This is a genomic window from Paenibacillus glucanolyticus (genome assembly GCF_037333485.1).
In the GTDB taxonomy this organism is placed as follows: Bacteria; Bacillota; Bacilli; order Paenibacillales; family Paenibacillaceae; genus Paenibacillus_AQ; species Paenibacillus_AQ glucanolyticus.
On the sequence record NZ_CP147845.1, the window covers coordinates 770,001 to 795,736 of the forward strand.

The following is a 25,736-nucleotide window of genomic DNA, read 5'->3' on the forward strand; positions in this document are numbered from 1 at the left end:
CAGCATACAAGTGAGAATGCCGGTATGAGTAACGAAAAGATCAGTGAGAATCTGATCCGCCGAAAGCCCAAGGTTTCCTGAGGAAGGCTCGTCCGCTCAGGGTAAGTCGGGACCTAAGGTGAGGCCGAAAGGCGTAATCGAAGGACAACAGGTTGAAATTCCTGTACCACCGTAAACCGTTATGAACGATGGGGTGACGCAGGAGGGTAGTGACGCGGACTGATGGATGTCCGTCCAAGCAGTGAGGCTGATGTGTAGGCAAATCCGCACATCGATAAGGCTGGGCTGTGATGGGGAGTGAAAATTATAGTAGCGAAGGTCATGATCTCACACTGCCAAGAAAAGCCTCTAGTCAGGTGAAGGTGCCCGTACCGCAAACCGACACAGGTAGGCGAGAAGAGAATTCTAAGGCGCGCGGAAGAACTCTCGTTAAGGAACTCGGCAAAATGACCCCGTAACTTCGGGAGAAGGGGTGCCTCGGTAGGGTGAATAGCCCGAGGGGGCCGCAGTGAAAAGGCCCAAGCGACTGTTTAGCAAAAACACAGGTCTGTGCGAAGCCGTAAGGCGAAGTATACGGGCTGACGCCTGCCCGGTGCTGGAAGGTTAAGGGGAGCGGTTAGGAGCAATCCGAAGCTGTGAACCGAAGCCCCAGTAAACGGCGGCCGTAACTATAACGGTCCTAAGGTAGCGAAATTCCTTGTCAGGTAAATTCTGACCCGCACGAATGGCGTAACGACTTGGGCGCTGTCTCAACGAGAGATCCGGTGAAATTTTAATACCTGTGAAGATGCAGGTTACCCGCGACAAGACGGAAAGACCCCATGGAGCTTTACTGCAGCTTGATATTGGATTTGGGTACGATCTGTACAGGATAGGTGGGAGCCTTCGAAGCATGAGCGCCAGCTTGTGTGGAGGCGACGTTGGGATACCACCCTGATCGTATCTAGGTTCTAACTTGGTACCGTGATCCGGTACGAGGACAGTGTCAGGCGGGCAGTTTGACTGGGGCGGTCGCCTCCTAAAGAGTAACGGAGGCGCCCCAAGGTTCCCTCAGAATGGTTGGAAATCATTCGAAGAGTGCAAAGGCATAAGGGAGCTTGACTGCGAGACCTACAAGTCGAGCAGGGACGAAAGTCGGGCTTAGTGATCCGGTGGTACCGCATGGAAGGGCCATCGCTCAACGGATAAAAGCTACCCTGGGGATAACAGGCTTATCTCCCCCAAGAGTCCACATCGACGGGGAGGTTTGGCACCTCGATGTCGGCTCATCGCATCCTGGGGCTGAAGTAGGTCCCAAGGGTTGGGCTGTTCGCCCATTAAAGCGGTACGCGAGCTGGGTTCAGAACGTCGTGAGACAGTTCGGTCCCTATCTGTCGTGGGCGTAGGAAATTTGAGAGGAGCTGTCCTTAGTACGAGAGGACCGGGATGGACGTACCGCTGGTGCACCAGTTGTTCCGCCAGGAGCATGGCTGGGTAGCTACGTACGGAAGGGATAAGCGCTGAAAGCATCTAAGCGTGAAGCCCCCCTCAAGATGAGATTTCCCAACTAGTAAGACCCCTTGAAGACGACGAGGTAGATAGGTTGGAGGTGGAAGTGCAGCAATGCATGGAGCTGACCAATACTAATCGGTCGAGGGCTTATCCAAAGATATTTCAATGTGCTGCAAATTCGTTTCGTATCTAGTTTTCAGGTGATCAAGCATCTGAAGCCGTTTGGTGGCGATGGCGGAAGGGTTCCACGCGTACCCATACCGAACACGACCGTTAAGCCTTCCAGCGCCGATGGTACTTGGACCGCAGGGTCCCGGGAGAGTAGGACGTCGCCAAGCGGATACATATTCCCTGATAGCTCAGTTGGTAGAGCACTCGACTGTTAATCGAGTTGTCACAGGTTCGAGTCCTGTTCGGGGAGCCACTTGCTTCCATAGCTCAGTAGGTAGAGTGCATCCATGGTAAGGATGAGGTCACCGGTTCGATCCCGGTTGGAAGCTCCAGATTCGTTTTTAGAATGGACATGCATCATGTAAATGAGGCCCGTTGGTCAAGGGGTTAAGACACCTCCCTTTCACGGAGGTAACAGGGGTTCGAATCCCCTACGGGTCACCATTATTTCTCATCCATTATATATGGAGGCTTAGCTCAGCTGGGAGAGCATCTGCCTTACAAGCAGAGGGTCGGGGGTTCGAACCCCTCAGCCTCCACCATTTAACTCATGATTATTAGAGTATTGAAATGCAAAATAGAAGTACTCATCGATATTGGGGATTAGCCAAGCGGTAAGGCAACGGACTTTGACTCCGTCATGCATAGGTTCGAATCCTATATCCCCAGCCACTTCACACCAAAAAGTGAAGTTGCGCTTTGAAGGTGATTCCGAAACTTTTCGGAGGTCCTGATATGCGAGCCATTAGCTCAGTTGGTAGAGCACCTGACTTTTAATCAGGGTGTCGAAGGTTCGAGTCCTTCATGGCTCACCATTGTTTCATCTTGTGCGCGTGTGGCGGAATTGGCAGACGCACTAGACTTAGGATCTAGCGTCTTTGACGTGGGGGTTCAAGTCCCTCCACGCGCACCATTTATGCGGACGTGGCTCAGCGGTAGAGCATCGCCTTGCCAAGGCGAGGGTCGCGGGTTCGATTCCCGTCGTCCGCTCCATTTGCGCCCTTAGCTCAGCTGGATAGAGCGTTTGACTACGAATCAAAAGGTCGGGAGTTCGAATCTCTCAGGGCGTGCCATTTTTTCAAAGATTAATATCGGGATGTAGCTCAGCTTGGTAGAGCACCTGGTTTGGGACCAGGGGGTCGCATGTTCAAATCGTGTCATCCCGATTTGCTTAGGCGTTATTGCCCATAAAAGTAATCAGAATATGCTCCAAAGTATAAGATCACTTTTATGGGGTGATATGCGGGTGTAGTTCAATGGTAGAACTCCAGCCTTCCAAGCTGGTAGCGTGGGTTCGATTCCCATCACCCGCTCCATACATATGCAGGACATCACCGTGTGTGATGTTTTTTTTACATATTTACACGACTATCCTGCGAAGTGTTAATGTGATAAAGAATGCAGTCATATCAAGGGTTTCTTGGACTAATGTTTATCGTAGAAGGGCATATCAATAGCATGAGTTTTGTCGATTTGGCTAATTTTTTCGCCTGAAAAATGCAGATTTTCATTCGCTTTTATTGTATGATGTTAGGAAGGCGTTACGTCCTAAAGATAAACTGCTGAAACGGGTTGAGATGGGAGGAGTAGCATGACTGAACTTACAGTAACCGCAAAGAGCAATTCCAACAATCTGCTGCGGCGTGATGTACGGTTCCTTGGCAATATTCTTGGGGAAGTTCTTGTCCATCAAGGAGGCAATGAGCTTTTAGATATAGTTGAGAAAATTCGCGAAACGAGTAAATCGTTGCGATCCGTATTCCTGCCGGAATTGTTTGCAGATTTCAAAGGGATTATCAGCACGCTGGAACCAGACATTCGCCATCAGGTGATTCGTGCGTTTGCCATTTACTTTCAATTGGTTAATATCGCAGAGCAGAATCATCGCATACGCCGCAAGCGTGATTACGAGCGTTCCGCTGGGGAGAGTGTTCAACCAGGTTCCATTGAAAGTGCGATCCAGGATTTGAAAGAGCGCAATATTACGTTTGAAGAAGTTCAAGAAATTCTCGAAAGTCTATCCCTTGAGCTGGTAATGACAGCTCATCCGACAGAAGCGATGCGTCGGGCTATTCTGGATATTCATAAACGGATAGCAGACGATGTTATGCAACTGGACAACCCGACACTGACATTCCGCGAACGAGAGCAGCTTCGGGAGAAATTACTGAATGAGGTTATCACACTGTGGCAAACCGATGAGCTTCGTGATCGCAAGCCGACGGTTCTTGATGAAGTCAGAAACGGCATGTATTATTTTCACGAGACTCTGTTTCACATTCTGCCAGAGGTTTATCAAGAGCTGGAGCGCTGCCTAAGTAAGTATTACCCGGGTCACCATTGGCACGTTCCAACCTATTTGCGTTTCGGTTCATGGATTGGTGGCGATCGGGACGGAAATCCTTCAGTGACGGCGGACGTAACATGGAGAACGCTCGAAATGCAGCGGAAGCTTGCGGTTCGTGAATATCAACGGATCTTGCGTGAATTCATGAAATACCTCAGCTTCAGTTCATCCATTGTGAGCGTGTCGGATGAATTGCTTCAATCCATCGAAAAAGACCGCGAGCATGTGACACTGAAAAAGATGGAAATTTGGCACAATGAGAAAGAGCCTTATCGTGTAAAACTGGTATATATGTTAGCTAAAATGAGTCATATTCTTGATGAAAACATGACAGGAAGCGAGCGATACCAGTCTCCTGAAGAGTTTATTGAGGACTTGAATATCATTGATCGTAGCTTGCGTTTCCATTTTGCTGACTATGTTGCAGACACTTATATCCAGAAGCTGATTCGCCAGGCGGAGTTGTTTGGTTTCCATACAGCAACACTGGATATCAGACAGCATAGCCAAGAGCATGAGAACGCAATGGCCGAAATTCTTCGTAAAATGAACGTCACTCAGGATTATGCACAAATGAGCGAGGACGAGAAAATCGAGCTGCTCAATAACCTGCTTAACGATCCTCGACCGTTGACAACTCCATATCAGGAGTATAGCGACAGCACCGAAGAATGCCTTGAAGTCTATCGCACGGTATTCCGCGCACAGCAGGAATTTGGTGTGAAATGTATTTCGAGTTACTTGATCAGTATGTCGGAAGGAGCAAGCGACATTCTTGAAGTGATGGTGTTTGCCAAAGAGGTCGGACTCTTCCGCAAGGATAATGATGGTTCTGTGGTTGCTACATTACAGGCTGCCCCATTGTTCGAGACGATTGAGGACCTTCATGCAGCGCCTGAAATTATGCGCAAGCTCTTCAGCCTGCCGATTTATCGTGAGGCCGTAAGCGCAATGAATGAACTGCAGGAGATCATGCTGGGCTACTCTGACAGCAACAAGGATGGCGGAGCTATTACAGCAAATTGGGAGCTGCAAGTAGCGCTCAAGGATATTACCGCTGTAGGCAACGAATACGGCATCAGGCTGAAATACTTCCATGGACGCGGCGGATCGCTTGGACGCGGCGGCATGCCTCTGAACCGCAGCATTTTGGCCCAGCCGGCATCTACTATTGCTGGCGGCATCAAAATCACGGAACAAGGCGAGGTGATATCCTCCCGCTATTCCTTGAAAGGAATAGCTTACCGCAGCTTGGACCAGGCCACTTCAGCACTTATTACGGCTTCTCTGAATGCACGCTATGCTGAAACCGAATCGACCGAGAAGGAATGGGAAGAGATTTCTTCCAGCATTTCGGCCGCTTCACAGAAGAAATATCAGGATTTGATATTCCGTGACCCGGATTTCCTTAGCTTCTTCAAGGAATCCACACCGCTTCCTGAGGTGGGAGAACTGAATATTGGCTCCCGACCTTCCAAGCGTAAGAACAGTGACCGTTTCGAGGACCTGAGAGCCATTCCTTGGGTGTTTGCGTGGACGCAGAGCCGTTACCTGCTTCCAGCATGGTACGCGGCTGGTACGGGCTTACAGAGCTTCTATCAGGACAAGGAAGAGAATCTGAAGGTGCTTCAGAAGATGTATACGAGTTATCCGTTCTTTACTTCGTTAATTGACACGCTTCAGATGGCTCTTGCCAAGGCCGATCTGATCATCGCCAAGGAGTACTCCTTGATGACGAAGGATGACAAAGCTCGAGAGCGTATCTTCGGATTGATACAGGATGAGTTCAATTTGACGAAGGAGCTTGTTCTCAAGATAACCGGTCAACAGGACATTCTGGATAACCAGCCGGTCCTTCAGGAGTCCATCCGTCTCCGTAACCCTTATGTCGATCCGCTCAGCTATTTGCAGGTTCAACTGCTTAATGAGCTGCGTGAACTTAGAGAGCAAGAGCAGGATGACGATCCGGATCTGCTCCGGGAAGTACTGCTCACGATCAACGGCATTGCAGCAGGGCTGCGCAATACAGGTTGATTTTTGTAACTGGTCAAAAGGGTAGGCAAGGGTTAATATAAAGCGAGGTTCCCCTGTGGGCCTCGTTTTTTCATCTATGAGGTTGCTTGCCTGCTGATCATGAATTTACAGGCTGCAGGAAGCGTATCTTTGATATGGAAATGGGATTGTTTTTGAATTATTGTTGATTTTTAGAAACAGTTGAATTACCATTTGAATGATGCTTTTTAGACGTTACCCATCAGACCATTCTGGGGGAATTATGGTGGACAATTTGGATGTAAGACTGGCGAAGCTGGCCCGAAAAGGGGATCAGAGAGCTTTTGCCGAAATCGTAGAGCTTTATAAGGATAAGATTTTTCATCTGGCTTACCGGATGCTGAGCAACCGCCATGAGGCCGAGGATGTCGTACAAGAGACTTTTCTGCGTGTGTATAAGAACCTTGATCGATATGACGAGAACCAAAAATTCTCAACTTGGATATATCGTATTGGCACAAATCTTAGCATTGATCGGCTGCGTAAACGCAAGCCTTCTTTCTCGCTGGACGCAGATCTGAATGAAAGTGAAGGCATGGACGGCTACTCCCTGATTCCGAGTGATAACCGCACACCTGAGAGCGAGATGTTGCTATCCGAAACACAGCGCATCATTCATCAGGCTATTGATGGACTCCCTGCGAAGTACAAGACGATCATGATCCTTCGGTACATCCAGGATTTATCACTGCAGGAGGTCAGCGAGATTATGGACTTGCCTGTAACAACGATTAAGACGAGAGTACATCGCGGACGTGAATTTTTGCGAAAAAAATTAGAGTACAAGCTTTGAGGAAAAACGCCTATCGCCGTTCTTAGAGGAAGACAGACAGCGTTTATGGGCGCTTTTTCTTGAGGAATCAGAAAGTCATGTCATTTCATCTTTCTTTCCGATTTTCTTAAAAAAAATTGAAACATCCCCGATTCCGGCACGTATGAACAAGAAGCAAGTCTTATGCCTCTCAGGAGGTATAGACCCAGCAAAGAGATTGAATGAAAGGATTGGCTCACAAATGGATTGCAAATTAGCCGTCTCTTTGATGCATGATTATCTGGATAATGACTTGTCCAACCCGCAGCAGCTAGAATTGCAGAAGCATTTGCTGGATTGTGCTGACTGTCGGAATTACTTCGAGAAGCTGGAGCATACCGATATGCTTCTTTTTTCCTTAACTCATCATGCGACCAAGCCATCAGATGATTTAACGGATCGTATAATGGGCATGCTGCCGCAGCCCAAGACACAAAAAGTCTGGGTCAAATGGGTTAGGAATCATCCTGCGCTCACGGCTGCAGCAATGTTTTTGGTTGTCATGCTCTTTAGTACAATCAGTTTTTGGAGTCAGGATAATCAGCTGGTTGTGAAGAGTGATGAATTCGAAAAACTGGTGATTGAAGGAGATACCGTCATTATTCCTCCAGATCAGATCATCACGGGAGATATTACAGTTGAGAATGGCAAAGCTAAGGTTTATGGCCAGGTTAATGGCAATTTGACGGTCATTGACGGAGAATTATTTCAGGCTTCCACCGCACATATAGCAGGTCAAGTGAAAGATATAGATAGGGCAATGGATTGGATATGGTATAAAATTTCCACTCTGTTTACAGATGTCGCTTACCGCTAGGTGAAAGCCGCAGCTTGCTGAATGAAAGCGCCTCTTTTCAGTGAAAAGAAGGCGCTTCTTTTGTTGATTTTAGGCTTCTAAATACGAAAAGCGAGGGACGTCCGCTTGCATCGGAAAGATTAACGTTATAACCTAGAGAGTGTAGAGCACATACTACATATATAGTCTCAAGCGTTACTCAAGAGGAAGTTCAAAAAGTCCTGGGGCATTCACGAAGGATTATGTGGGCAGGTTCGGTATCGAATCCTGCGATCATCTTCGAGGAACCGGATGGATTGGGCCCGCACTTAAAGGAAATGACGGGGGTTGCTGTATGGAGTATTTCACAGATATGACCTGGGGTGAAACCATTAAAGATATCATCGATATCCTTATCGTTACTTATATAATATATCAATTGATTCTGCTCGTCCGAGGTACAAGGGCGGTCCAGCTGCTTAAAGGGATTCTTGTGCTGGTTGTCATCTGGGCGCTTAGCACCTGGTTTGATTTGTACACACTCAAATGGCTGATGAATCAGATCTTTACATTTGGGGTGCTTGCCATCTTTATCATCTTCCAACCGGAGCTTAGACGTGGTCTGGAGCAGCTTGGGCGAGGTAAGCTGTTCGGACGGGGCGGGGATGTTGATGAGGAGACGAATAAGTTAATCAGCGAAACCATTAAGGCAGTTAATTATTTGTCGAGGCGCAAAATAGGGGCTCTGATCGTGTTTGAACGGACCACAGGCCTGAATGAATTTGTAGAATCGGGAATTCCGATGCGGTCTGTGATCAGCTCGGAGTTGTTCATTAACATTTTTATACCGAATACACCTCTCCATGATGGGGCGGTCATCATTCAGAATGGTCAAATTGCAGCGGCAGGCTGTTATTTGCCACTATCAGAGAATCCTTTTATCAGCAAGGAACTGGGAACGAGGCATCGTGCAGCCATCGGTATCAGTGAGGTGGGGGATGCCATTTCTGTTGTTGTATCCGAGGAGACTGGACAAGTATCGCTGGCTTTGAATGGACAAGTGGTTCGGGATATCAAGGAAGAGTCTCTGATCTCCAAGCTGTATGAGGAGCTTCGTCCTGCCGCATCCATAAAGGAGAAACGCTCGTTCTTCTGGAAACGGAAGGGGGATGGCCATAATGGATAAATGGATCAAGAACAACACGGCAAGCAAATTGATTGCTTTGGCGGTCAGTATCCTGTTATGGGCAATGGTTCATATGGACAGTGGGGCGCCTGCCCCGCCAACTACATTTTATGATACCAAGATCATTGAAGGCGTTAAGATCCAGACTTATGGATTTGATGATAGTGAATATGCATTAACCGGCATTGATAAAGATCGCGTGAATCTCGAAGTTCGAGGGAAGAAGTCCAACATTGCGCTCTTGACGGATGAATATAAAGTGAAACTTGATCTGAGTACTGTCAGAGAACCGGGTACACACACACTTCCGCTAACTTACTCGATTCCAAGCGGAGTTGAGCTGGTATCGATGGAACCTTCCGCTGTAACCGTAACGGTAGAGACGAGAGTATCGGAATCCGTTACGGTAAGTATTGGCACGAAGGGGGAACCGGCAAAAGATTACCGGGCCGGAACACCCGTGCTGATTGACCCACGACAGGTCACCGTAACCCTGCCAGAATCGTCGATGGCGAATTTGGGACAGGTCAAAGGTAACGTGGATCTGGATGGAGCCAAGGAGAAAATTACGGAGAAGCGAGTCAAGCTTACAGCATATGATAAGCAAGGCGTCGAGATGGAGGATGCGGTCATTGAACCTGCTGCGGTAGCGGCTGAAGTACCGATTGAACCTGCGTTCGTGACTCTTCCTCTGGAGCTTGAGTATACGGGAAGACTGCCGGATGGATTCGTTTTATCCAAGGTAGACCAAAAGGTAAAAGAAGTGAAGCTGTTCGGCAGCAAGGAGGCACTCGCAGGAGCTGGGACCTATATCGAAGCCGCGATCAACTTGGGAGAAGTTAGGAACTCCGGAACAACAGTGCTTACGGCCGACTTGACGCCGCCCGAAGGTTTTGAGAAAATCGAGCCGAGCTCTATAACAGTGGATGTTACGGCCGTATCGCATGGTGAACGGGTTGTTAATGGCATTCCCATTACGTTAAAAGGGGTCTCCTCAGGCCTGGATGCTGTAATAACCGATCCGAAAACGCAGACGATATCCTTGACGCTTACCGGTGCGCCGGATTTGCTGAATAGTCTGGAGCCATCAGACATCGGGGTTGAAGCGAATGCGGCCGGCTTGAAGGCGGGGGTGCACGAAATTCCGCTGCAGATCACATTGCCAAGTTTCATCAACCGAGCGGACCGGAATCGACTTGTCATTAAAGTGGAGCTGAAGGACAATTCCAAGCCAGTTACAACGGATCCAAGCAGCTCTAACAACGAGGGAACCGACAAAGACAAGCCTGATTCACCGGGAACGGGATCAGGTAATGATCAAGTGGAGAATCCGCCTGCGCCTCCCACGAACGAGGGCACGGATAACTCCGGATCAGGAGAAAGTCCATCCCATCCGCCGGGAGACGGATCGAACGATGGAACAACGGGGTCAGAATCATCACAAGATGGATAATATCGAAGAGTAGATAAAGGAGTATATAAAACATGGGGAAATATTTTGGTACAGATGGAGTAAGAGGAGTTGCGAATCAAGAACTGACAGCGGAAATGGCTTATAGCATCGGTCGCTGCGGCGGCTATGTGTTGACAGGTGATAAAGAGAAGCCAACCGTAATCATCGGTATGGATACCCGGGTATCCGGGGCTATGCTGGAGTCGGCTTTGGTTGCAGGCCTGCTGTCCATCGGTGCACACGTCATTCGTTTGGGTGTTGTAAGCACTCCCGCGGTGGCTTATATTACAAGACTGTTGAAAGCTGATGCAGGTGTCATGATCTCGGCATCGCACAATCCGGTGCAGGACAACGGCATCAAATTCTTCGGCGGAGACGGCTTCAAGCTGTCGGATGAAACAGAACTCAAGATTGAAGAGCTAATGGATGCCGAAACGGATAATCTGCCGCGTCCGATCGGAGCTGATTTAGGTGAGCTTCTCGTTGATGATGAATCGAAATATAAATACCTGGATTATCTGAAAACCACGGTTAACAACCGGTTTGACGGCTTGAAAATCGTGCTCGACTGTGCAAATGGTGCTGCTTATGAGCTGGCTCCGAAACTTTTCCGTGAGTTGGGTGCTGACGTAATCACCATTGGGGCTGAGCCGAATGGCCTGAATATTAATGATCACTGTGGATCTACACACCCAGAGAAACTCGTTGAGGCTGTGCTTGCTCATGGGGCTGATCTCGGTCTTGCTTTTGACGGTGATGCGGATCGTCTGATTGCGATTGACGGTAAAGGCGAGGAAGTGGATGGCGACTTCATCCTATGCATTTGCGGTGACGCTATGAACCGTGCGGGCAAGCTGAAGGAAGGCACGATCGTTTCGACCGTCATGAGTAACATCGGCTTTTATAAAGCATGTGAGAGCTTGAAGCTGAAAACAGCAAAAACCGCAGTCGGCGACCGTTATGTCATGGAAGAAATGCGCCGCGGCGGGTATAACCTGGGCGGAGAGCAATCCGGACATGTCATTTTCCTGGATCACAACACGACCGGTGATGGCATTTTGACGGGGATTCAACTGGTGGATACGTTGGTAGCCTCCGGGAAGCCTCTGCATGAGCTGAAGAGCAGCATGCGCAAGTACCCGCAAGTGCTGGTTAATGTACGTGTGGGTGATAAGAGCAAATATCAAGGAAATGCGGTTATCGAGTCCGCGATTGCTGAGGTTGAGGGCATTCTGGGCGATAACGGCCGTGTCTTGGTTCGCCCATCGGGTACGGAATCCCTTATTCGAGTCATGGCGGAAGGCCCGGACAAAGAAGAGCTCGATCGTTATGTTACGCAGATTGCGGATGTAGTGAAGCGGGAATTGGCGTAAGTCTAAGGGTGTATTTTTCAAGGAAAGCAGACTAATTTCTGTCAGGGCCAGTGAACTATGCTGTTCGGTTCACTGGCCCACAGCTTTTCCAATATGCCGAGTGTATGAAAGCGCAACACACCCTGTCCTGTCTGCGAACATAGCTGTGTAAGTCATCGCCTGTGAACATAGGTCATTCGATGTCATTAGTGTGGGTTATAGCGTGTAGAGTCCAGTCGGGCAAGGAAACGGCCGAGTTGCCAAAGTGATGATGTGTGAATATAATAAAGGATGTTATTCAAGAATAGAAAGTGAGGACCGTGAGGTTACTATAAGCTTCATAAGCGCCAGAGCTTGTACCTGCGCGGGGATTGGTTATTGCTTGATGGAATGACCAAACGGCAGAACGCAAGTTGACGAGGTAGAGGTGTTCGGATTATTCGGCGGGGACCTCTCGGTGATGCACCAACCGTAAGCGGATCACGGAAAAGGAATGGGTGACCGTTCTGACAACGTATTTGCAGGTGCTGCACAATAACTTATATACCAAAACATGAATGTGCGATCTAGAATGCGACAGCGCGGTGGAAGAAGAGTGCATTCATGTCTGTTCAACTAAAATCAGCCTACGTATTGCTGGGTTTCTTGAACGTTGATAATTGAATAGATCATTCTTCTTTCCTCATACCGCACAGATGCTGCCGTGTTCTATTTCCGCCTAACTATTATAGGGAAATCGAACGGAGGAATCATACTATGTGTGGTATTGTCGGATATATTGGAAATCAGAAAACGCAAACGGTGTTGATCGAAGGATTGAGAAAACTTGAGTATCGTGGATACGATTCTGCTGGGATCGCGGTCTTCACGAATGAAGGTCTGCGCGTTGCGAAGGCACAAGGACGTCTTGCCAACTTGGAGGAGAGACTGGAGTCTGCTCCCCTCGTAGGAACCGCAGGTATCGGTCATACCCGCTGGGCTACGCATGGCCGTCCATCGGACGTGAACTCTCATCCGCATACAGACGAAAGCCAGAAGTTCTCCGTTGTTCATAACGGTATCGTTGAGAACTATTTGGAGCTGAAGGAAGAGCTGATCAGTCAAGGACATCACTTTGTTTCGGAGACCGATACAGAAGTTATTTCCCACCTCATTGCCCGTGAGTATGACGGTGATATCGTTAAGGCCGTCCAGAAGGCGATCTCTTACATGAGAGGTGCATTTGCCCTTGGAGTCTTAACCGAGTATGAGCCGGATCGTCTGGTGGCTGTTCGTCAAGCAAGCCCGCTTATTATCGGTCTTGGCGAAGGAGAGAATTTCATCGGTTCTGATATTCCGGCGATTTTGAAATATACACGGAACGTATATATTCTTAACGATGGAGAGATGGCTCTCTTGACGGCAGATGCTGTCGAATTAATGACCATTGAGGGGAACTTTATTTCTCGGGAAATGATTCGTGTCGATTGGGATGCTGTTACAGCGGAAAAAGGCGGATTCGATCACTTCATGCTGAAGGAAATCCATGAGCAGCCAAAAGCATACCGTGATACGATGCTGGGCCGCATGGATGAGAGCGGACGCAAAGTGGTTCTGCCTGAACTGAAGCTGACCCAGGAACAGATTAAGAATATTCGCAATGTGCAGATCGTTGCCTGCGGTACGGCTTATCATGCCGGTCTTGTTGGACGCAGCGTGATCGAAGAAATGGTACGCATTCCGGTAGAAAATGATGTGGCTTCCGAGTATCGTTACCGTTCGCCAATCGTTACACCAGAGACCCTTGTCATCGTGGTGAGCCAATCCGGTGAGACGGCTGACACATTGGCTGCGCTTCGTGAAGCCCAGAGCCACGGTGCTCATGTCCTGGCCATCACGAACGTAGTAGGCAGCTCGATTGCCCGTGAAGCGAATGATGTACTCGGCACGCTGGCTGGACCAGAGATTGCCGTAGCATCCACTAAAGCTTATACCTCACAGTTGATTGCGTTCTATCTGTTTGGTCTGTATCTGGCTCAAGTGCGCGGTACAATGACCGAGGACGCTGTTGCTGAAGTCATTGCAGCGATGGAAGCACTGCCTGAACAGGTGGAATCCATGCTGACCAACGCGGAATCCATTAAGGGATATGCCGAGCAAATTGCGGAGCATGAGAACCTGTTCTTCATCGGCCGTGGTCAGGACTACGCCGTGGCACAGGAAGGCTCCCTGAAACTCAAGGAGATCTCTTACATTCATTCCGAGGCATATGCTGCCGGCGAGCTGAAGCATGGTACGCTTGCCCTTATTGAAGAGGGAATACCAGTCATTGCCCTGGCAACCCAGGAAGCAGTGTTGGAGAAAACCGTAAGTAACATCAAGGAAGTGAAGGCACGTGGCGCTGAAGTAATGGCAATTACGTATGAAGAACATGTGGCTGGCCTGCTGAAATCCGTGGATCAAGCCTTTGCCATTCCGAAGACCTTGCCGATCTTGACGGCTGCTGTGTCTGTAGTTCCACTGCAGCTCCTTGCTTACTATGCATCTCTTGCCCGTGGCAACGACGTAGATAAGCCGCGTAACCTGGCGAAGAGCGTGACGGTGGAGTAAGGAAAGAGGGTGGGAGCAAGGAAATTGTAAGTTTAAAATAAAGTCGCGACGTTTGTAAAAAAGATGCGATGTTTAAAACAAAGTCGCGATGTTTATAAAAAAGTTGCGAAGTTTTACCCCTTTGGATATGATTGTCTAAAGGGGTGTTTTTGTGGCGAAAAGAAAAAGAACATCTAAAGTCGATAAGTGGATTAAAGAAGGTAGAGGAACTGGAAGTGGGGCAGATTATCAACCATGGCTAAAAATTCAAGATGTTTCCTCATTAGGTCGGTCAACGAGGTTAAAAGGTATAAAAGCCGGCAGACAATATGAGTTTTTATCGGATTTGGAACGAAATTACTTTTATTTGACTGAATTTTCCGATGTTGTCTTAGATATTCGTGAACAATTTCCTTTATTACCACAAGAAGAGACGATTGTCATTGCGGAAGAGCTTGGAATTAAACACCCAACTGATCCAAAAACAGGCGATCCAATTGTTATGACAACGGACTTTTTATTAACAGTTGATAAGGGTCAAGGTGTATTTGAAGTCGCTCATACTATCAAAATGAAAGATAAGTTACTAGAAGAGCGTGTGTTAGAGAAATTCGAAATTGAACGGGAATACTGGGAGCGTAAAGGTACTAGTTGGGGTATTGTAACAGAAGAAGAAATCGATAAGACTATGGCTAGAAATATTAGTTATATCCATGATTACTTTGATATTCGTAGCTATGATGTATATCGAGAAATGGCTAACCAACATATAGAAGATTTATCAATGTCTCTTATGAATCGTCTATTGAATAATTCGCAAAGTATCCGGGAAATTACTAGTGAGTTTGATGCAGATACACACTTGCCTTTTGGAAGTGGTGTTACGTTGTTTTATCATCTGCTAGCTAAAAAAATAATGGTTACAGATATGTACAAGCCAATTGATTTAGAGCAACCAATTGATGTTAAGTATATTGATGAAAGTAAATTGGAGAAGGTGAAGTACGGATGATTTATATTAATCAGGTATTTCAATATGTAACAGATTCAAAAAGAATTCGGGTAATAGATATGGAAGAACCGCATGTCTATATAGTTAATATTGACACCAACAGTGCTATGCCACGCAAAGAGCTATACTCTAGTCTAACCACAGATATCAAGCAAGGTGAACTGTTAGCGATTAGTGATCCTTATGCAAAGGTGATTTCCGAAGATGATTTAACAGAGGTGCAGATTCGTAAGCGTGAAGAAGATTGGGGAGATATACAAAAATACTGTGTCCCCAATATGCCAGATTTGCTCCAAAAGCAAGGAAGAGAAAGCAAGATTCGTGAAATCGTTCAAGAGAGCAACTTAGGCAAGACAAAGGTTAAAAAGCTACTAACTCGATATTGGCAGCGTGGCATGACCAAAAACGCCATGTTACCTGACTACTCTAATTCAGGTGGTAAAGGTAAAACGAAAGCTTTAACGAAAGAAAAAGTTGGTCGTCCTAGAAGAGTAAATATAAATAATGAATATCAAATCGGTATTAACATTACAGAAGAAGTAAAGGTCCAAATTGAACACGTTATCAATAAGTACTACAGGAAAAAGAATAAATACTCTTTAAAAGATGTTTATAATTTTATGCTACGTGACTTCTATTCTAATCGCTATAAGGAAAACGGTGAGCTGAAATACCGTATTTGGGATGCTACCCGAACCCCCTCATATCATCAGTTTTACTATTGGTTTAAAAAGCTTGAAGATCCGAAAAAAGATATTCAATTTCGTAAAAGTACGAAAGAGTATGAGTTGAAGCATCGCCCGATTTTAAGTAATTCTAAATTGGAAACAAATGGTCCTGGAACTAGATTTCAGATTGATGCAACTATTGCGGATATTTATTTAGTTAGTTCGCTTGATGTAAATAAAGTAATTGGACGACCAGTTATTTATGCGGTATTAGATGTGTATTCACGTATTATCACAGGTCTCTACGTTGGACTAGAAGGTCCATCATGGGTTGGTGCAATGATGGCTTTAGATAATATGGTTGCAGACAAAGTAGAATTTTGTAAGCAATATGGAATTGATATAACTCCTGAGCAATGGCCAACACATCATTTGCCTGAAATAATTATTGCTGACCGAGGTGAGTTTGAAGGTTATTCGGTAGACAACTTAATTAATAATCTTAATATTAAAATTGAGAATACTACGGCTTACCGTGGAGATTTGAAAGGGATTGTTGAAAGAAAGTTCCGTACGTTTAACGGAAAGGTAAAGCAAAAGGCACCTGGAGCAATTCAAAAGGAATTTCGAGAGCGTGGTGATCAGGATTATCGCTTAAATGCTACGCTGAATTTAAAGGAATTTACGTCTCTTATTATCACAATGGCGCTGCATCACAACCAAAAAGTCATTGAAAAATACCCTGTTGAAAAAGAAATGGTTGCTGAAGAATTAGTACCAACGCCAATTAATTTATGGAATTGGGGCATTCAAAATCGCAAAGGAAGGCTAAGAACAATTGATAGAAATATTCTTCGCTTGAACGTGCTACCACGAGGAAAGGCGACAATTTCAAGGGCTGGCATCAAGTTTAAAAATCTCTTATATGGTTCTCAAAGAGCGATTGAAGAAGATTGGTATTTGAAGTTGAAAAATAGAAGTGTAGAAATTGTTTATGACCCCCGACACGTTGAAAAAATCTATATTCCACACGATGACGGAATGGACTTTGAGACGTGTGTTTTGTTAGAACCAAGTCAGCAATATAAAGAAGATTTCTTAGAAGAAATTGTATTCCAACAGCAACTCCGGAATGAACTAGAGGAAATAGAACGTACAAATCAAATTCAACACACCGTAAATACTGATGCAGCAATGGAAGAAATTATTAAAAAAGCTGTGAGGAACAAAAAACAATCTTATAACCAACCAACGAGTAAGAAAGCCAAAATAGCTTCTATTCGTGACAACAAGGATGTTGAAAAACAATTAAATCGTGAATCTGAAAAATTTGATTTATCGCCTAATAAAGTTAGTGAATCAGCTGAAGTAATCAACTTCGCTACAAAAGAGAAAGTCGATGAGACACCACCGAAGAAATCACCCTCACGCCTAATGCAAAAACTAAAGAAGAAACGAGATGAGGAATTTGGGAAAAACAAATGACATGGTTGTCTTAAAAGGGGAGTTTAAGAAAGGCGTCTATAAGGAACAACCTTTAAGTGAATATACCAATAATCCTTTCATCGAAGCCCTTCCACCGATTTTTAGTGAGGATGATGTGCTAGAAAGATTTATGGTGACTCCCCGAATTAGCGAGCAAGATAAATTAAGTGCAACGAATATTCGTTATCACGTATTAAAACGTGTAAGGAACTTTATACAGCCGTTGCCGATTCACTTTGAGGTTGAGCGTCGGTTATCCACCCTGATTCGGCGAGGTTATTTAGCACGAAATCCATTAGACATAACATTTTTAGAGCGTGTTCGAGTGTTGCATGAATTACGTGAAGAGGAAGAGCTTGCACATAAGCATATCAAGGACCGTTTAAATTATATTCGCTCTACAGCAGATAGTTTATCAATTATAGGTATCTCTGGTATAGGCAAAACCACGGCAATTGAACGCTTGCTGCTCATGTATCCGCAAGTGATTAAGCATGAAACTTATGAAGGACAATCTTTCAATCGTACACAAATTGTTTGGCTTAAAATCGATTGTCCATATGATGGTAGTTTGTCAACGCTTTGTAAAAGTTTCTTTAAGGCAATTGATGATTTACTAGGTACGAGATATTTAGAAAAATACGGTTATTTGAATCGAGTCACATCGACAATGTTGTTGCACATGACCTCACTGGCGAGTATGTATGGCATTGGTGTTTTAGTCATTGATGAAATACAACACTTACTGCATTCAAAAAATGATCAGGAAGAAATGCTGAATTTTTTTGTAACACTGTCTAATACAGTTGGTATTCCCACGGTCTTAATTGGCACTTCTAAGGCACAAAAGCTATTTAAGGGGAACTTCAGGCAGGCTAGACGGGCTGCAAGTGATGGAGCTATTATTTGGGATCGTATGGCGGAGGATAGTGAAGAATGGGAGTTCTTCCTTGAAACGCTTTGGGAATTACAGTGCTTAAAATCCTATTCCGAGCTTACAGAGAATACGAAAAAGGCATTTTACTATGAGTGCCAAGGAATTACTGCTGTCGCTGTCAATTTGTTTATTCTAGCACAAGAACGAGCTTTATTCGATGAAAATAACCCGAATGAAATAATTACTCCACAAGTATTAAAAAAGACTGCTAAAGAAGATATGCAAACGATTCAACCAATGATGACAGCGATTCGGACGAACAATTTAGCTGACATAATGAAATATGAAGATATCATGATCAATCTGGATGAAGTCATGCTGAATCATAAGCGAAACACAGAAATAGCAGGACGTATTCAGGAGGCGTTTAAAGAGCGCAAAAATACAATCGAGTATAAACGACAAGACACGATTGAAAACTTAAGTGTTGAAGTAGCAGCCCTGGGTATTTTTGATAGTTTGAAAGATAAAGACATTAAAAAAATCGTACAAAAAATTGTTGGGGAAAATCCATTTGATATAGACTTTCATCAACTAAAATCAGATGTAATTCAGCAGGCGATTAACTTAAATCAACAAAAGAAAGATAATAAAGCAAAGGAAAATATGAAAAAGGCAGAGGTTCTCCCATTACTTAAGCTAAGAAAGCGAGCATTAGACAAAAAACAACATCCTCATGAACTATTGAAAGCAAATGGGTACATTAAAAATCCTTTGGAAGAATTCTATTAGGAGGCAATTCAATGCTGCCATTCTTTACGGATCCATATCCAAATGAGTTGATTTATTCGGCGATTGCACGTTATCACTTTTACAGTGGAAATATTGATTACAAAGATACGTTGGAAGAGGTATTTCAAAGTCGCTCTGTGATTCCGAGTGTAGAGATTGGCAGCCATTTTCATGCCTTGGTCCAACAGATGGGAAATCATTATTCGGTAGAGAAGTTGTTAGCGAAACATACCATTTACCCGTTTTATGCCCCGTTCCTTTCCAAACAACGACAGCAAGAGATTATGCAGGACGTCCAAGGTGATGGCAAAGGTCTTTACACAAGGCTAGGTATGGTTTCAGGAGGTATTTGCAAAAAAGATGGATTATACTATTGTTCACAATGCGCCCAGGCTGATATTGATAAATATGGTGAACCATACATACATCGGGAACACCAATTGCAAGGTATAAATTTGTGCGCACATCACGATTTACAACTGAAGAAATATCCAGATGATTTCACCGAACAAAGTAGAATCAAATTTATTCGGTTTGAGGCAAAAAGAATGGATTTTTCAATTTTAGAGGAAGTTAAGTCCCTTGATAATACTGATATTCAAGTAAAGTTAGCAAAAATGGCATATCGACTATTAAATATTGATATAAATGCAATTTCACGCAAGGATATTTTTAAAAGGTATCGATTGCTTCTTAGAGAAAAGAATTTAATTACTACGGCAAATCGAATAAGGCAAAATGAGTTATTTGATACATTCCAAGCAAGGTTTCCAATAGGGTTCTTAGAAAAGTATGATTCAGGGTTAAAACAGGAAAATGAGTACAATTGGTTAAAGGTATTAACTCGTAATGAGGAACGTCATGTACATCCTTTTCGCCATTTGTTGTTTCTATACTTTTTAGAAAAAGATGTAGAGAAGCTTTTGCATGTTGGAGATGATGCAGGTTCATTTGGTACAGGTCCATGGCCATGCTTAAATAAGGCTGCTGATCATTATAAACAACTGGTCATTAATCATGTAACTATCACAAGAGATTATAAATCAGCGAACCCTATTGGTACATTTGAATGTTCCTGTGGCTTTGTTTATGCCAGAAAGGGTCCTGATCAATCAAAAAAGGATACATATCGTATTGGTCGTGTGAAATTATTCGGAGACACATGGAATAAAAAATTACATGTTTTAGCAAAAAATAATGAGAATCTAAGCACACGAGCCATAGCTGGAATGCTTGGAGTTGATTCTAAGACCGTAATAAAGTATTTATCTAAGAACGGACAAAAAGAAAAAGCCGATAGTAAAGCAAGCCCTCTATTGTTACAGAAATATCGACAGCGATTGCTTGATGGATTAAAGGAATACCCTCGTGATTCAAGAACGAAAATTAGAGAGCGCTTTAAAAAGGAATATACCTACCTGTATCGATACGATAAAGAATGGTTGTTTGGGCATTCACCTGAAAAACGTAGACAAACAGGTGCTAATAAAACTGTGAATTGGTCTGCAAGGGATGATGAATATTGTAAAGCAATAAAACAACTGTACAAAGAATTGTTGGCATTAGAAAAAATTGTTCGGATAACAAAGTCTCTTATCGGCAAACGTTTAGGTATTTTATCTAATTTAGAGAAGCATCTTCATAAATTACCAAAGACGAAAAAACTTTTAAACAATGTGACAGAGTCTGTTCCACAAGTTCAAATTCGTCGGTGTTGTAAAATTATTGATCGGATGCTGCAAGACGCGGAACCAGTCGTATTGTGGAAAGTTCAACGAATGGGTGCTGTTAAATCACATCATATTCATGAGATAAAACCACATTTAGAGGCGTACATACATATGAAACAGGAAGTGGATAAGGATGAGCGCACGACAAGTTAAAATTAAATGGCCGTTCAAAAAAGGAGAAAAAGTAGGACTGATATGGATTGGCGATCCTTTTCGTTATGATAATAAAATAATGCTATATGCATATTTTCGGGCAAAAAGGGTTACAAAGAAGATCCTTTTAGATTGGGGGACATTACCTTGCTTGGCAATTCAACATTACTATAGTGATGGGGTGATTACCACCAGTCGGTCTCCTCAAGATGCAAAGGAAGTAGATATAACGATTTATCCTAACGGTGCCAGATATTACGAGAAGCCTTGGAAAATTCCAGGGATCAATGACCCTGCAACCTCACGAAGCTTCATATTCTCTTTTAACGGAAAGAATGTCATTTTACCAGTCATTGAAGTGTTACGCAGTATACTAGCACCAAATGGTTTTCTTTTGTATCGCTTGCTTGAATCAAATTCATTTCCTCAATTTTTCACAGAAACATATGAACCAAATAGGATTCATCTTAGCTTTTCATCACTGTATGAATTAAAATACACCAAAACAACTTTCATTTATCAATTGGTTTGGCTATTAACGAATCGTGATTTACGTCAGGTCTATGAAAGCATCGCCTTTACATGGTTGCAAGAACAGTCATTGAAATTCGAATGGAACTTTACACAGCCAATTATTGTCACTGCACGTGTAAAAGAGGACAATAATACATGGACTGTACTACAAATTGTCAATGTAAAAAATAAGCATATTCCTTATGAAAATATCTCGATTTCACATCCGGAAATACAAAATTCAGAGAAGTCAAAAGAAGCGAAGAAATATACATATCGTTCCCTAAACAAAAACGACGATGAAGAAGGCTTTACATTAGACGAGCAAGTAGATGGATCCACGGAGGATTTTGATTTAGTACAGATGAATCAGTTGAAACATGAATATACATCGATGCCAATAGTCAAACGAATAAAACGAGGTTCATCCAAGCAACGTTTGGAAGAGGACGAAAATACAAAGAGGTACTATGGAGAGAATAATTCTATTCATTCTACAGCAGATAGTGGCGGACAGCAATTGGCAAGGGGTTTAGAACATCAAATGCTACATGAGATTAAAGCCCAAGGGGAGCTACAGGAATTTATTAATGTCTTGAAAGTATTGGAACAGTATCCAGAGATAAAAGCAATTCGAGCATTTACCGATGTATTACCAGAGGTCCTAGGAGAACGAAAATTTACAAAGCTAAGCGATGGTATTGCAAAGAGGCGTTATGTAATTGCTGAAGTATATGCGGTACATGGCAGTCGATTCAATATTATTGAGGTAGAACGCGAAACCCGTTCTTTATCTACTCTTATTTTATATTCTCCCTCAAAACAAGACTGGAGTACGATTTATCATAATTTGCTTATAAATCTTGTAAATGCTAGCGGAGCATGGTCCAGAAAATCTTTAAAAACTATTGAAACTAGAGGAATAAAAATTGTTAAATGCAAACATAGCCGTAAAGGAATAAGACATAGATCAAATATGTTGTTAAACAAATTAATGTAACAATTCGATTATATTCATAAGCAGAGTTGTTTAACCGAGGACACTTTTGACTAGACAGAATTAGAGATGTAAGAATTAAATATAACGAGGGGGAGCTTAAATGTCTAAGGCATTAAGAGAGTTTAAGCAATTTATAAAGAAAAATGTTGATGATTTATCTAATTATGAGATAAAGCTGGCGAAGAGATCGTGAAGAGGCAACGAAGTCTTTACAGAAGTATAAAGATCAAATTTCTTTAAAGGACCTGTATACAGCTATTTTACAAAATGAAGATAAATTTCAAAATATCTGCCCTGCGTGTGAATCAGAATTGTATATAGATAGTGAACTCGCTGTTCCTTTAAATCCTTTTGATAAGCAGTATTTTTAAATGCAACAATCGGGCTATTTAGGGTAATACCAGCGTCCATGCAATCAGGGAAAAAGTAAACTATGAAATGACAGAAAGTATTATACACAGTATTTAAACACTATTATTTTAACCCCGTCCCTACTCAGAACGGGGTTATGTATGTTAGTAATTTGAACATTAAATAACTTTATTGTCATTCAACAGCTTAACGTTGTAAATATGCAGTTATCTTAACTCTTACATAGAAAACCTTTGTTTATCAATGATTTATTCATTGAAGCCATATAAACAACGTATTAGTCTAGACAACGATCCTCGCAGCATCATATTCTACAACCGCCTTGAAGGTAGCTAAAACGGCCTTAAGGCGTCCTTAAGAAGTAGCAAATACCTTTAATTCTTCCTAGAACAATGTTTAGAATGGTATGGTTATTTGATGCTTCTAATTATCAAGATATCACTACATTCGATACGTAGAATACATTGTTTACTGGGTTAAGATATCAAGTATTCAAAGTAGCCTTTCACCCAACTTTTCTTCTTAGAATACTTTAAATACTCCCGATTTTCATAGTGTAGATAATCGCGTTTTGCTTATGGCACCCCTAATTTGACTAACTTTGATTCCTAACTTTGTAATAGTTCAGGGAATAAAAAGTGTATTATATGCATAGTCAAACGTCGAGATTCTCCTTTATATGGATAGATATGCATATACATTGATGGATTAAAGTTCGCTTCAATAATCCCATAAGCATTTTTATTAGCTGCAGGAACTTCTATATTTTCAATAATCAAATCGATACCACTAATTTTAGCTCCCAGTGCAGATACCGCATCCACTGCTATTTTTTTATAGTCATCGGGAATTTGATCTGTCACATCAATCGAATCTCCGCCTGTACTAACATTAGAATTTTCACGCAGATAGACGATTTCACCATTTTTTGGAATCGAATTCATTTGATAACCTTGGCCTTTTAGCATAAGGTTTTCCAAGTCACCTAATTGTATAGTTTCTAAAGGTGTCCTATGGTCTTTTCCTCTTAACGGATCACGATTCTTTTCAATGACTAACTCTTCGATTGTATGTTCACCATCGCCTTTAACATTCGCAGGAACTCGTAATAAAACCGCCTGAACTTTATCATGTAACACAAAAAATCGATATTCTGTTCCATAGAGAAACTCTTCTATTAGTACAGAAGAATCTTCTTTAAATGCGAGTGTGATTGCTTTTTGATAATCTTCGTAATTTGCCTCTTGTTTGAAGATTGATATTCCCAATCCATAGTTTGTTGTTTTCGGCTTTACAACAAAAGGTTTAGCAGAAAACATATTATAAGAATTTAAAGCATGTTCTATATCATTAAATTCCTCACCTGTTGGTACACGGAATCCATGTTGTTGAAGAATTTTCTTTGTTACTGTTTTATTTTCCATAATTAAAGGGGATACATAACTATCTTTACTTGTCATATTCCCATTTTTCACATATTCAACATGATCTTTTAATTGAAGCTTCAAAAATTGATCTTGCCGATCCAAAACTTCTACCTTTATTCCTTGCTGTAAGCAATCAAACATTAAAATCTGAGTGGACAACTCCATGTCAGTAAATCCTGTTAATTGATATGGCTTATCCCATGATTTTTTATAGTTTTCTTTCGCAATACACGTAGCCACTTGTCCTTGACTGCTTTTTTCACTCTCTTTATAAAGCCTTCCAGCTAAAGTCTTACTTGGGTCCATTAGCATTTCTCTCAGGTTAACAAATAACGTATCTGAAATAGTCAAATCTAAAATTTCTGCTAAATGTTCCATCTCATCGATCATATTTTTAGCTTCTACTTCAAATTGTGTATGCTCTAATGGATGCTCAAGAGCCACTACATCATTGTAAGAATCACCCATTTTTATCCACTCATCACAATTATTACCCTCATCTTTCCATAGTAAATAAAATAAGAAAAGATGTAGAAATTCTGCTTGTTCATAGCTAATTCCATTCGTTTCAAAAGGATTTAAATCTATATTTCGCAATTCAAGATAACTAACACCGTGAGCTTCTAAATCTGAAACATGATGTCCGCCTCTTAAACGGACAGATGCATAAAATTCTTTTTCTTCTGATAAAAGCCCTTTTTTAACCATCAAAGAAAGATCTGATATATAGTTCTGTATACTACTATATGACACTTGAACATCATCAGAATTAGTATAACCCAATTTACTGCTTCTAATGCTTCTTATTGCCCCATTCAAAGAATCTTCTTCAAAATAATTCTTTTCGCTACTAGGAGAAGCTCCATAAAAATAAGTTACTAACCATCGATAGTGTAAATAGTTTCTTGTGACTTTTAGATAAATCTCTGTTTTAAACTGTAGATAATCTTTTATCTCCGATTGTAAGTTAAATATCGCTTGGATTAACTCATCGCCGAATTCAAAGTTAAAATGAACACCACAAAGCATTTGTTTACGACGGCCATAAGAATTGGATAAAGATTGACGATATAGAACATTTTCAACATTTTTCAATTTCGCAATAACAATATCTTCTTCTTTTTCTGGTAACTGTGGTGGCATGCTTAATGGCCAAAGCATTTCATGATCACCCATAGAACGATAAGCAACATCATGGATGGCTGCTAAGTAATTAAACAGTTCCTCTAATGTCTCAGTAACAGGTGTGATTAATTCCATCTGTAGCTCTGAAAAATCTCGCTGAATATACGGGTGTTCATCTCTTATCGATTTAGGATGATCCGTTTTAGCTAAATTTCCTGATAAGTCAACTCGTTTACTTTCTTTTTCAATCCCATAACGGGCTTTTAATAAGTATGGTTTAACACGGTCATTGACTAACATTTTTTTAATATCCATATTAACTATACCTCCTTATTCTCTTACCTTTTAAAAACAATCAAAAATATCCACAATCTAA

The 25,736-nt window shown here is 42.8% G+C and carries 13 protein-coding genes, 11 tRNA genes and 2 rRNA genes (1 of these 26 only partly in view); 25 read left to right on the forward strand and 1 reads right to left on the reverse strand.

Annotated features, from left to right (window positions below; translation table 11 throughout):
• From WDY75_RS03650 to WDY75_RS03770, 25 genes are all read left to right on the forward strand, one after another.
• Positions 1-1,646, forward strand: a 23S ribosomal RNA gene (locus WDY75_RS03650) (it extends 1,285 nt beyond the left edge of the window).
• Positions 1,647-1,712: 66 nt separating this feature from the next.
• Positions 1,713-1,829, forward strand: a 5S ribosomal RNA gene (rrf, locus tag WDY75_RS03655).
• A 10-nt stretch (positions 1,830-1,839) separates the two neighbouring features.
• Positions 1,840-1,915: transfer RNA gene (locus tag WDY75_RS03660), tRNA-Asn, on the forward strand.
• A gap of 3 nt (positions 1,916-1,918) precedes the next feature.
• Positions 1,919-1,994: transfer RNA gene (locus tag WDY75_RS03665), tRNA-Thr, on the forward strand.
• Between the two features lie 37 nt (positions 1,995-2,031).
• Positions 2,032-2,106, forward strand: a tRNA-Glu gene (locus tag WDY75_RS03670).
• Between the two features lie 22 nt (positions 2,107-2,128).
• A tRNA-Val gene (locus WDY75_RS03675) sits at positions 2,129-2,204 on the forward strand.
• A gap of 55 nt (positions 2,205-2,259) precedes the next feature.
• Positions 2,260-2,334, forward strand: a tRNA-Gln gene (locus WDY75_RS03680).
• Between the two features lie 67 nt (positions 2,335-2,401).
• Positions 2,402-2,477: transfer RNA gene (locus tag WDY75_RS03685), tRNA-Lys, on the forward strand.
• 14 nt (positions 2,478-2,491) lie between these two features.
• Positions 2,492-2,575: transfer RNA gene (locus WDY75_RS03690), tRNA-Leu, on the forward strand.
• 5 nt (positions 2,576-2,580) lie between these two features.
• Positions 2,581-2,655: transfer RNA gene (locus tag WDY75_RS03695), tRNA-Gly, on the forward strand.
• 3 nt (positions 2,656-2,658) lie between these two features.
• Positions 2,659-2,735 (forward strand) — tRNA-Arg (locus WDY75_RS03700).
• Positions 2,736-2,754: 19 nt separating this feature from the next.
• Positions 2,755-2,828: transfer RNA gene (locus WDY75_RS03705), tRNA-Pro, on the forward strand.
• Between the two features lie 76 nt (positions 2,829-2,904).
• Positions 2,905-2,978 (forward strand) — tRNA-Gly (locus tag WDY75_RS03710).
• Between the two features lie 275 nt (positions 2,979-3,253).
• Entirely contained in the window at positions 3,254-6,043 is a 2,790-nt protein-coding gene (gene ppc, locus WDY75_RS03715; protein WP_006212877.1) for a phosphoenolpyruvate carboxylase, read from the forward strand.
• A 241-nt stretch (positions 6,044-6,284) separates the two neighbouring features.
• The gene (sigW, locus tag WDY75_RS03720; RefSeq protein ID WP_006212876.1) at positions 6,285-6,854 is read left to right on the forward strand and encodes an RNA polymerase sigma factor SigW; all 570 of its coding nucleotides are present in this window, start codon (positions 6,285-6,287) and stop codon (positions 6,852-6,854) included.
• 220 nt (positions 6,855-7,074) lie between these two features.
• Complete coding sequence (locus WDY75_RS03725; protein WP_040681072.1) at positions 7,075-7,689, forward strand: zf-HC2 domain-containing protein; 615 nt, start codon at positions 7,075-7,077, stop codon at positions 7,687-7,689.
• Positions 7,690-8,002: 313 nt separating this feature from the next.
• A complete protein-coding gene (gene cdaA / locus WDY75_RS03730) occupies positions 8,003-8,833 on the forward strand; it encodes a diadenylate cyclase CdaA (protein WP_036643621.1) in 831 nt (276 codons plus the stop codon).
• A complete protein-coding gene (locus tag WDY75_RS03735) occupies positions 8,826-10,286 on the forward strand; it encodes a YbbR-like domain-containing protein (protein ID WP_082834255.1) in 1,461 nt (486 codons plus the stop codon). The genes cdaA and WDY75_RS03735 overlap by 8 nt, the downstream gene beginning before the upstream one ends.
• A gap of 32 nt (positions 10,287-10,318) precedes the next feature.
• Positions 10,319-11,659 (forward strand): phosphoglucosamine mutase, encoded by a 1,341-nt coding sequence (gene glmM / locus WDY75_RS03740; RefSeq protein WP_063477854.1) that lies wholly within the window; start codon positions 10,319-10,321, stop codon positions 11,657-11,659.
• A 735-nt stretch (positions 11,660-12,394) separates the two neighbouring features.
• Positions 12,395-14,227: a glutamine--fructose-6-phosphate transaminase (isomerizing) gene (gene glmS / locus WDY75_RS03745; RefSeq protein ID WP_063477853.1), complete on the forward strand. Its 1,833-nt coding sequence runs from the start codon at positions 12,395-12,397 to the stop codon at positions 14,225-14,227.
• Between the two features lie 151 nt (positions 14,228-14,378).
• On the forward strand, positions 14,379-15,218 hold the full coding sequence (locus tag WDY75_RS03750) for a heteromeric transposase endonuclease subunit TnsA (protein WP_053522644.1): 840 nt from the start codon (positions 14,379-14,381) through the stop codon (positions 15,216-15,218).
• On the forward strand, positions 15,215-17,371 hold the full coding sequence (locus WDY75_RS03755) for a Mu transposase C-terminal domain-containing protein (protein WP_053522645.1): 2,157 nt from the start codon (positions 15,215-15,217) through the stop codon (positions 17,369-17,371). The genes WDY75_RS03750 and WDY75_RS03755 overlap by 4 nt, the downstream gene beginning before the upstream one ends.
• Entirely contained in the window at positions 17,346-19,040 is a 1,695-nt protein-coding gene (locus tag WDY75_RS03760; RefSeq protein ID WP_053522646.1) for an ATP-binding protein, read from the forward strand. Before WDY75_RS03755 ends, WDY75_RS03760 begins: the two co-directional genes overlap by 26 nt.
• Before the next feature lie 11 nt (positions 19,041-19,051).
• Positions 19,052-20,923 (forward strand): TnsD family Tn7-like transposition protein, encoded by a 1,872-nt coding sequence (locus tag WDY75_RS03765; protein WP_053522647.1) that lies wholly within the window; start codon positions 19,052-19,054, stop codon positions 20,921-20,923.
• On the forward strand, positions 20,904-22,436 hold the full coding sequence (locus WDY75_RS03770; protein ID WP_053522648.1) for a Tn7-like element transposition protein TnsE: 1,533 nt from the start codon (positions 20,904-20,906) through the stop codon (positions 22,434-22,436). Before WDY75_RS03765 ends, WDY75_RS03770 begins: the two co-directional genes overlap by 20 nt.
• Positions 22,437-23,416: 980 nt before the next feature.
• Here WDY75_RS03770 and gshAB read toward each other — a convergent pair.
• Positions 23,417-25,675 carry a bifunctional glutamate--cysteine ligase GshA/glutathione synthetase GshB gene (gshAB, locus tag WDY75_RS03775; protein WP_094871741.1) on the reverse strand — a complete coding sequence of 753 codons (2,259 nt, stop codon included), beginning with the start codon at positions 25,673-25,675 and terminating at the stop codon, positions 23,417-23,419.
• Positions 25,676-25,736: the final 61 nt, after the last annotated feature.

Bases quoted from the DNA above. Each gene is read 5' to 3' on its own strand.
- ppc (WP_006212877.1), top strand. From the start codon at position 3,254: ATGACTGAACTTACAGTAACCGCAAAGAGCAATTCCAACAATCTGCTG.
- sigW (WP_006212876.1), top strand. From the start codon at position 6,285: ATGGTGGACAATTTGGATGTAAGACTGGCGAAGCTGGCCCGAAAAGGG.
- WDY75_RS03725 (WP_040681072.1), top strand. From the start codon at position 7,075: ATGGATTGCAAATTAGCCGTCTCTTTGATGCATGATTATCTGGATAAT.
- cdaA (WP_036643621.1), top strand. From the start codon at position 8,003: ATGGAGTATTTCACAGATATGACCTGGGGTGAAACCATTAAAGATATC.
- WDY75_RS03735 (WP_082834255.1), top strand. From the start codon at position 8,826: ATGGATAAATGGATCAAGAACAACACGGCAAGCAAATTGATTGCTTTG.
- glmM (WP_063477854.1), top strand. From the start codon at position 10,319: ATGGGGAAATATTTTGGTACAGATGGAGTAAGAGGAGTTGCGAATCAA.
- glmS (WP_063477853.1), top strand. From the start codon at position 12,395: ATGTGTGGTATTGTCGGATATATTGGAAATCAGAAAACGCAAACGGTG.
- WDY75_RS03755 (WP_053522645.1), top strand. From the start codon at position 15,215: ATGATTTATATTAATCAGGTATTTCAATATGTAACAGATTCAAAAAGA.
- WDY75_RS03760 (WP_053522646.1), top strand. From the start codon at position 17,346: ATGAGGAATTTGGGAAAAACAAATGACATGGTTGTCTTAAAAGGGGAG.
- WDY75_RS03765 (WP_053522647.1), top strand. From the start codon at position 19,052: ATGCTGCCATTCTTTACGGATCCATATCCAAATGAGTTGATTTATTCG.
- WDY75_RS03770 (WP_053522648.1), top strand. From the start codon at position 20,904: ATGAGCGCACGACAAGTTAAAATTAAATGGCCGTTCAAAAAAGGAGAA.
- gshAB (WP_094871741.1), bottom strand. From the start codon at position 25,675: ATGGATATTAAAAAAATGTTAGTCAATGACCGTGTTAAACCATACTTA.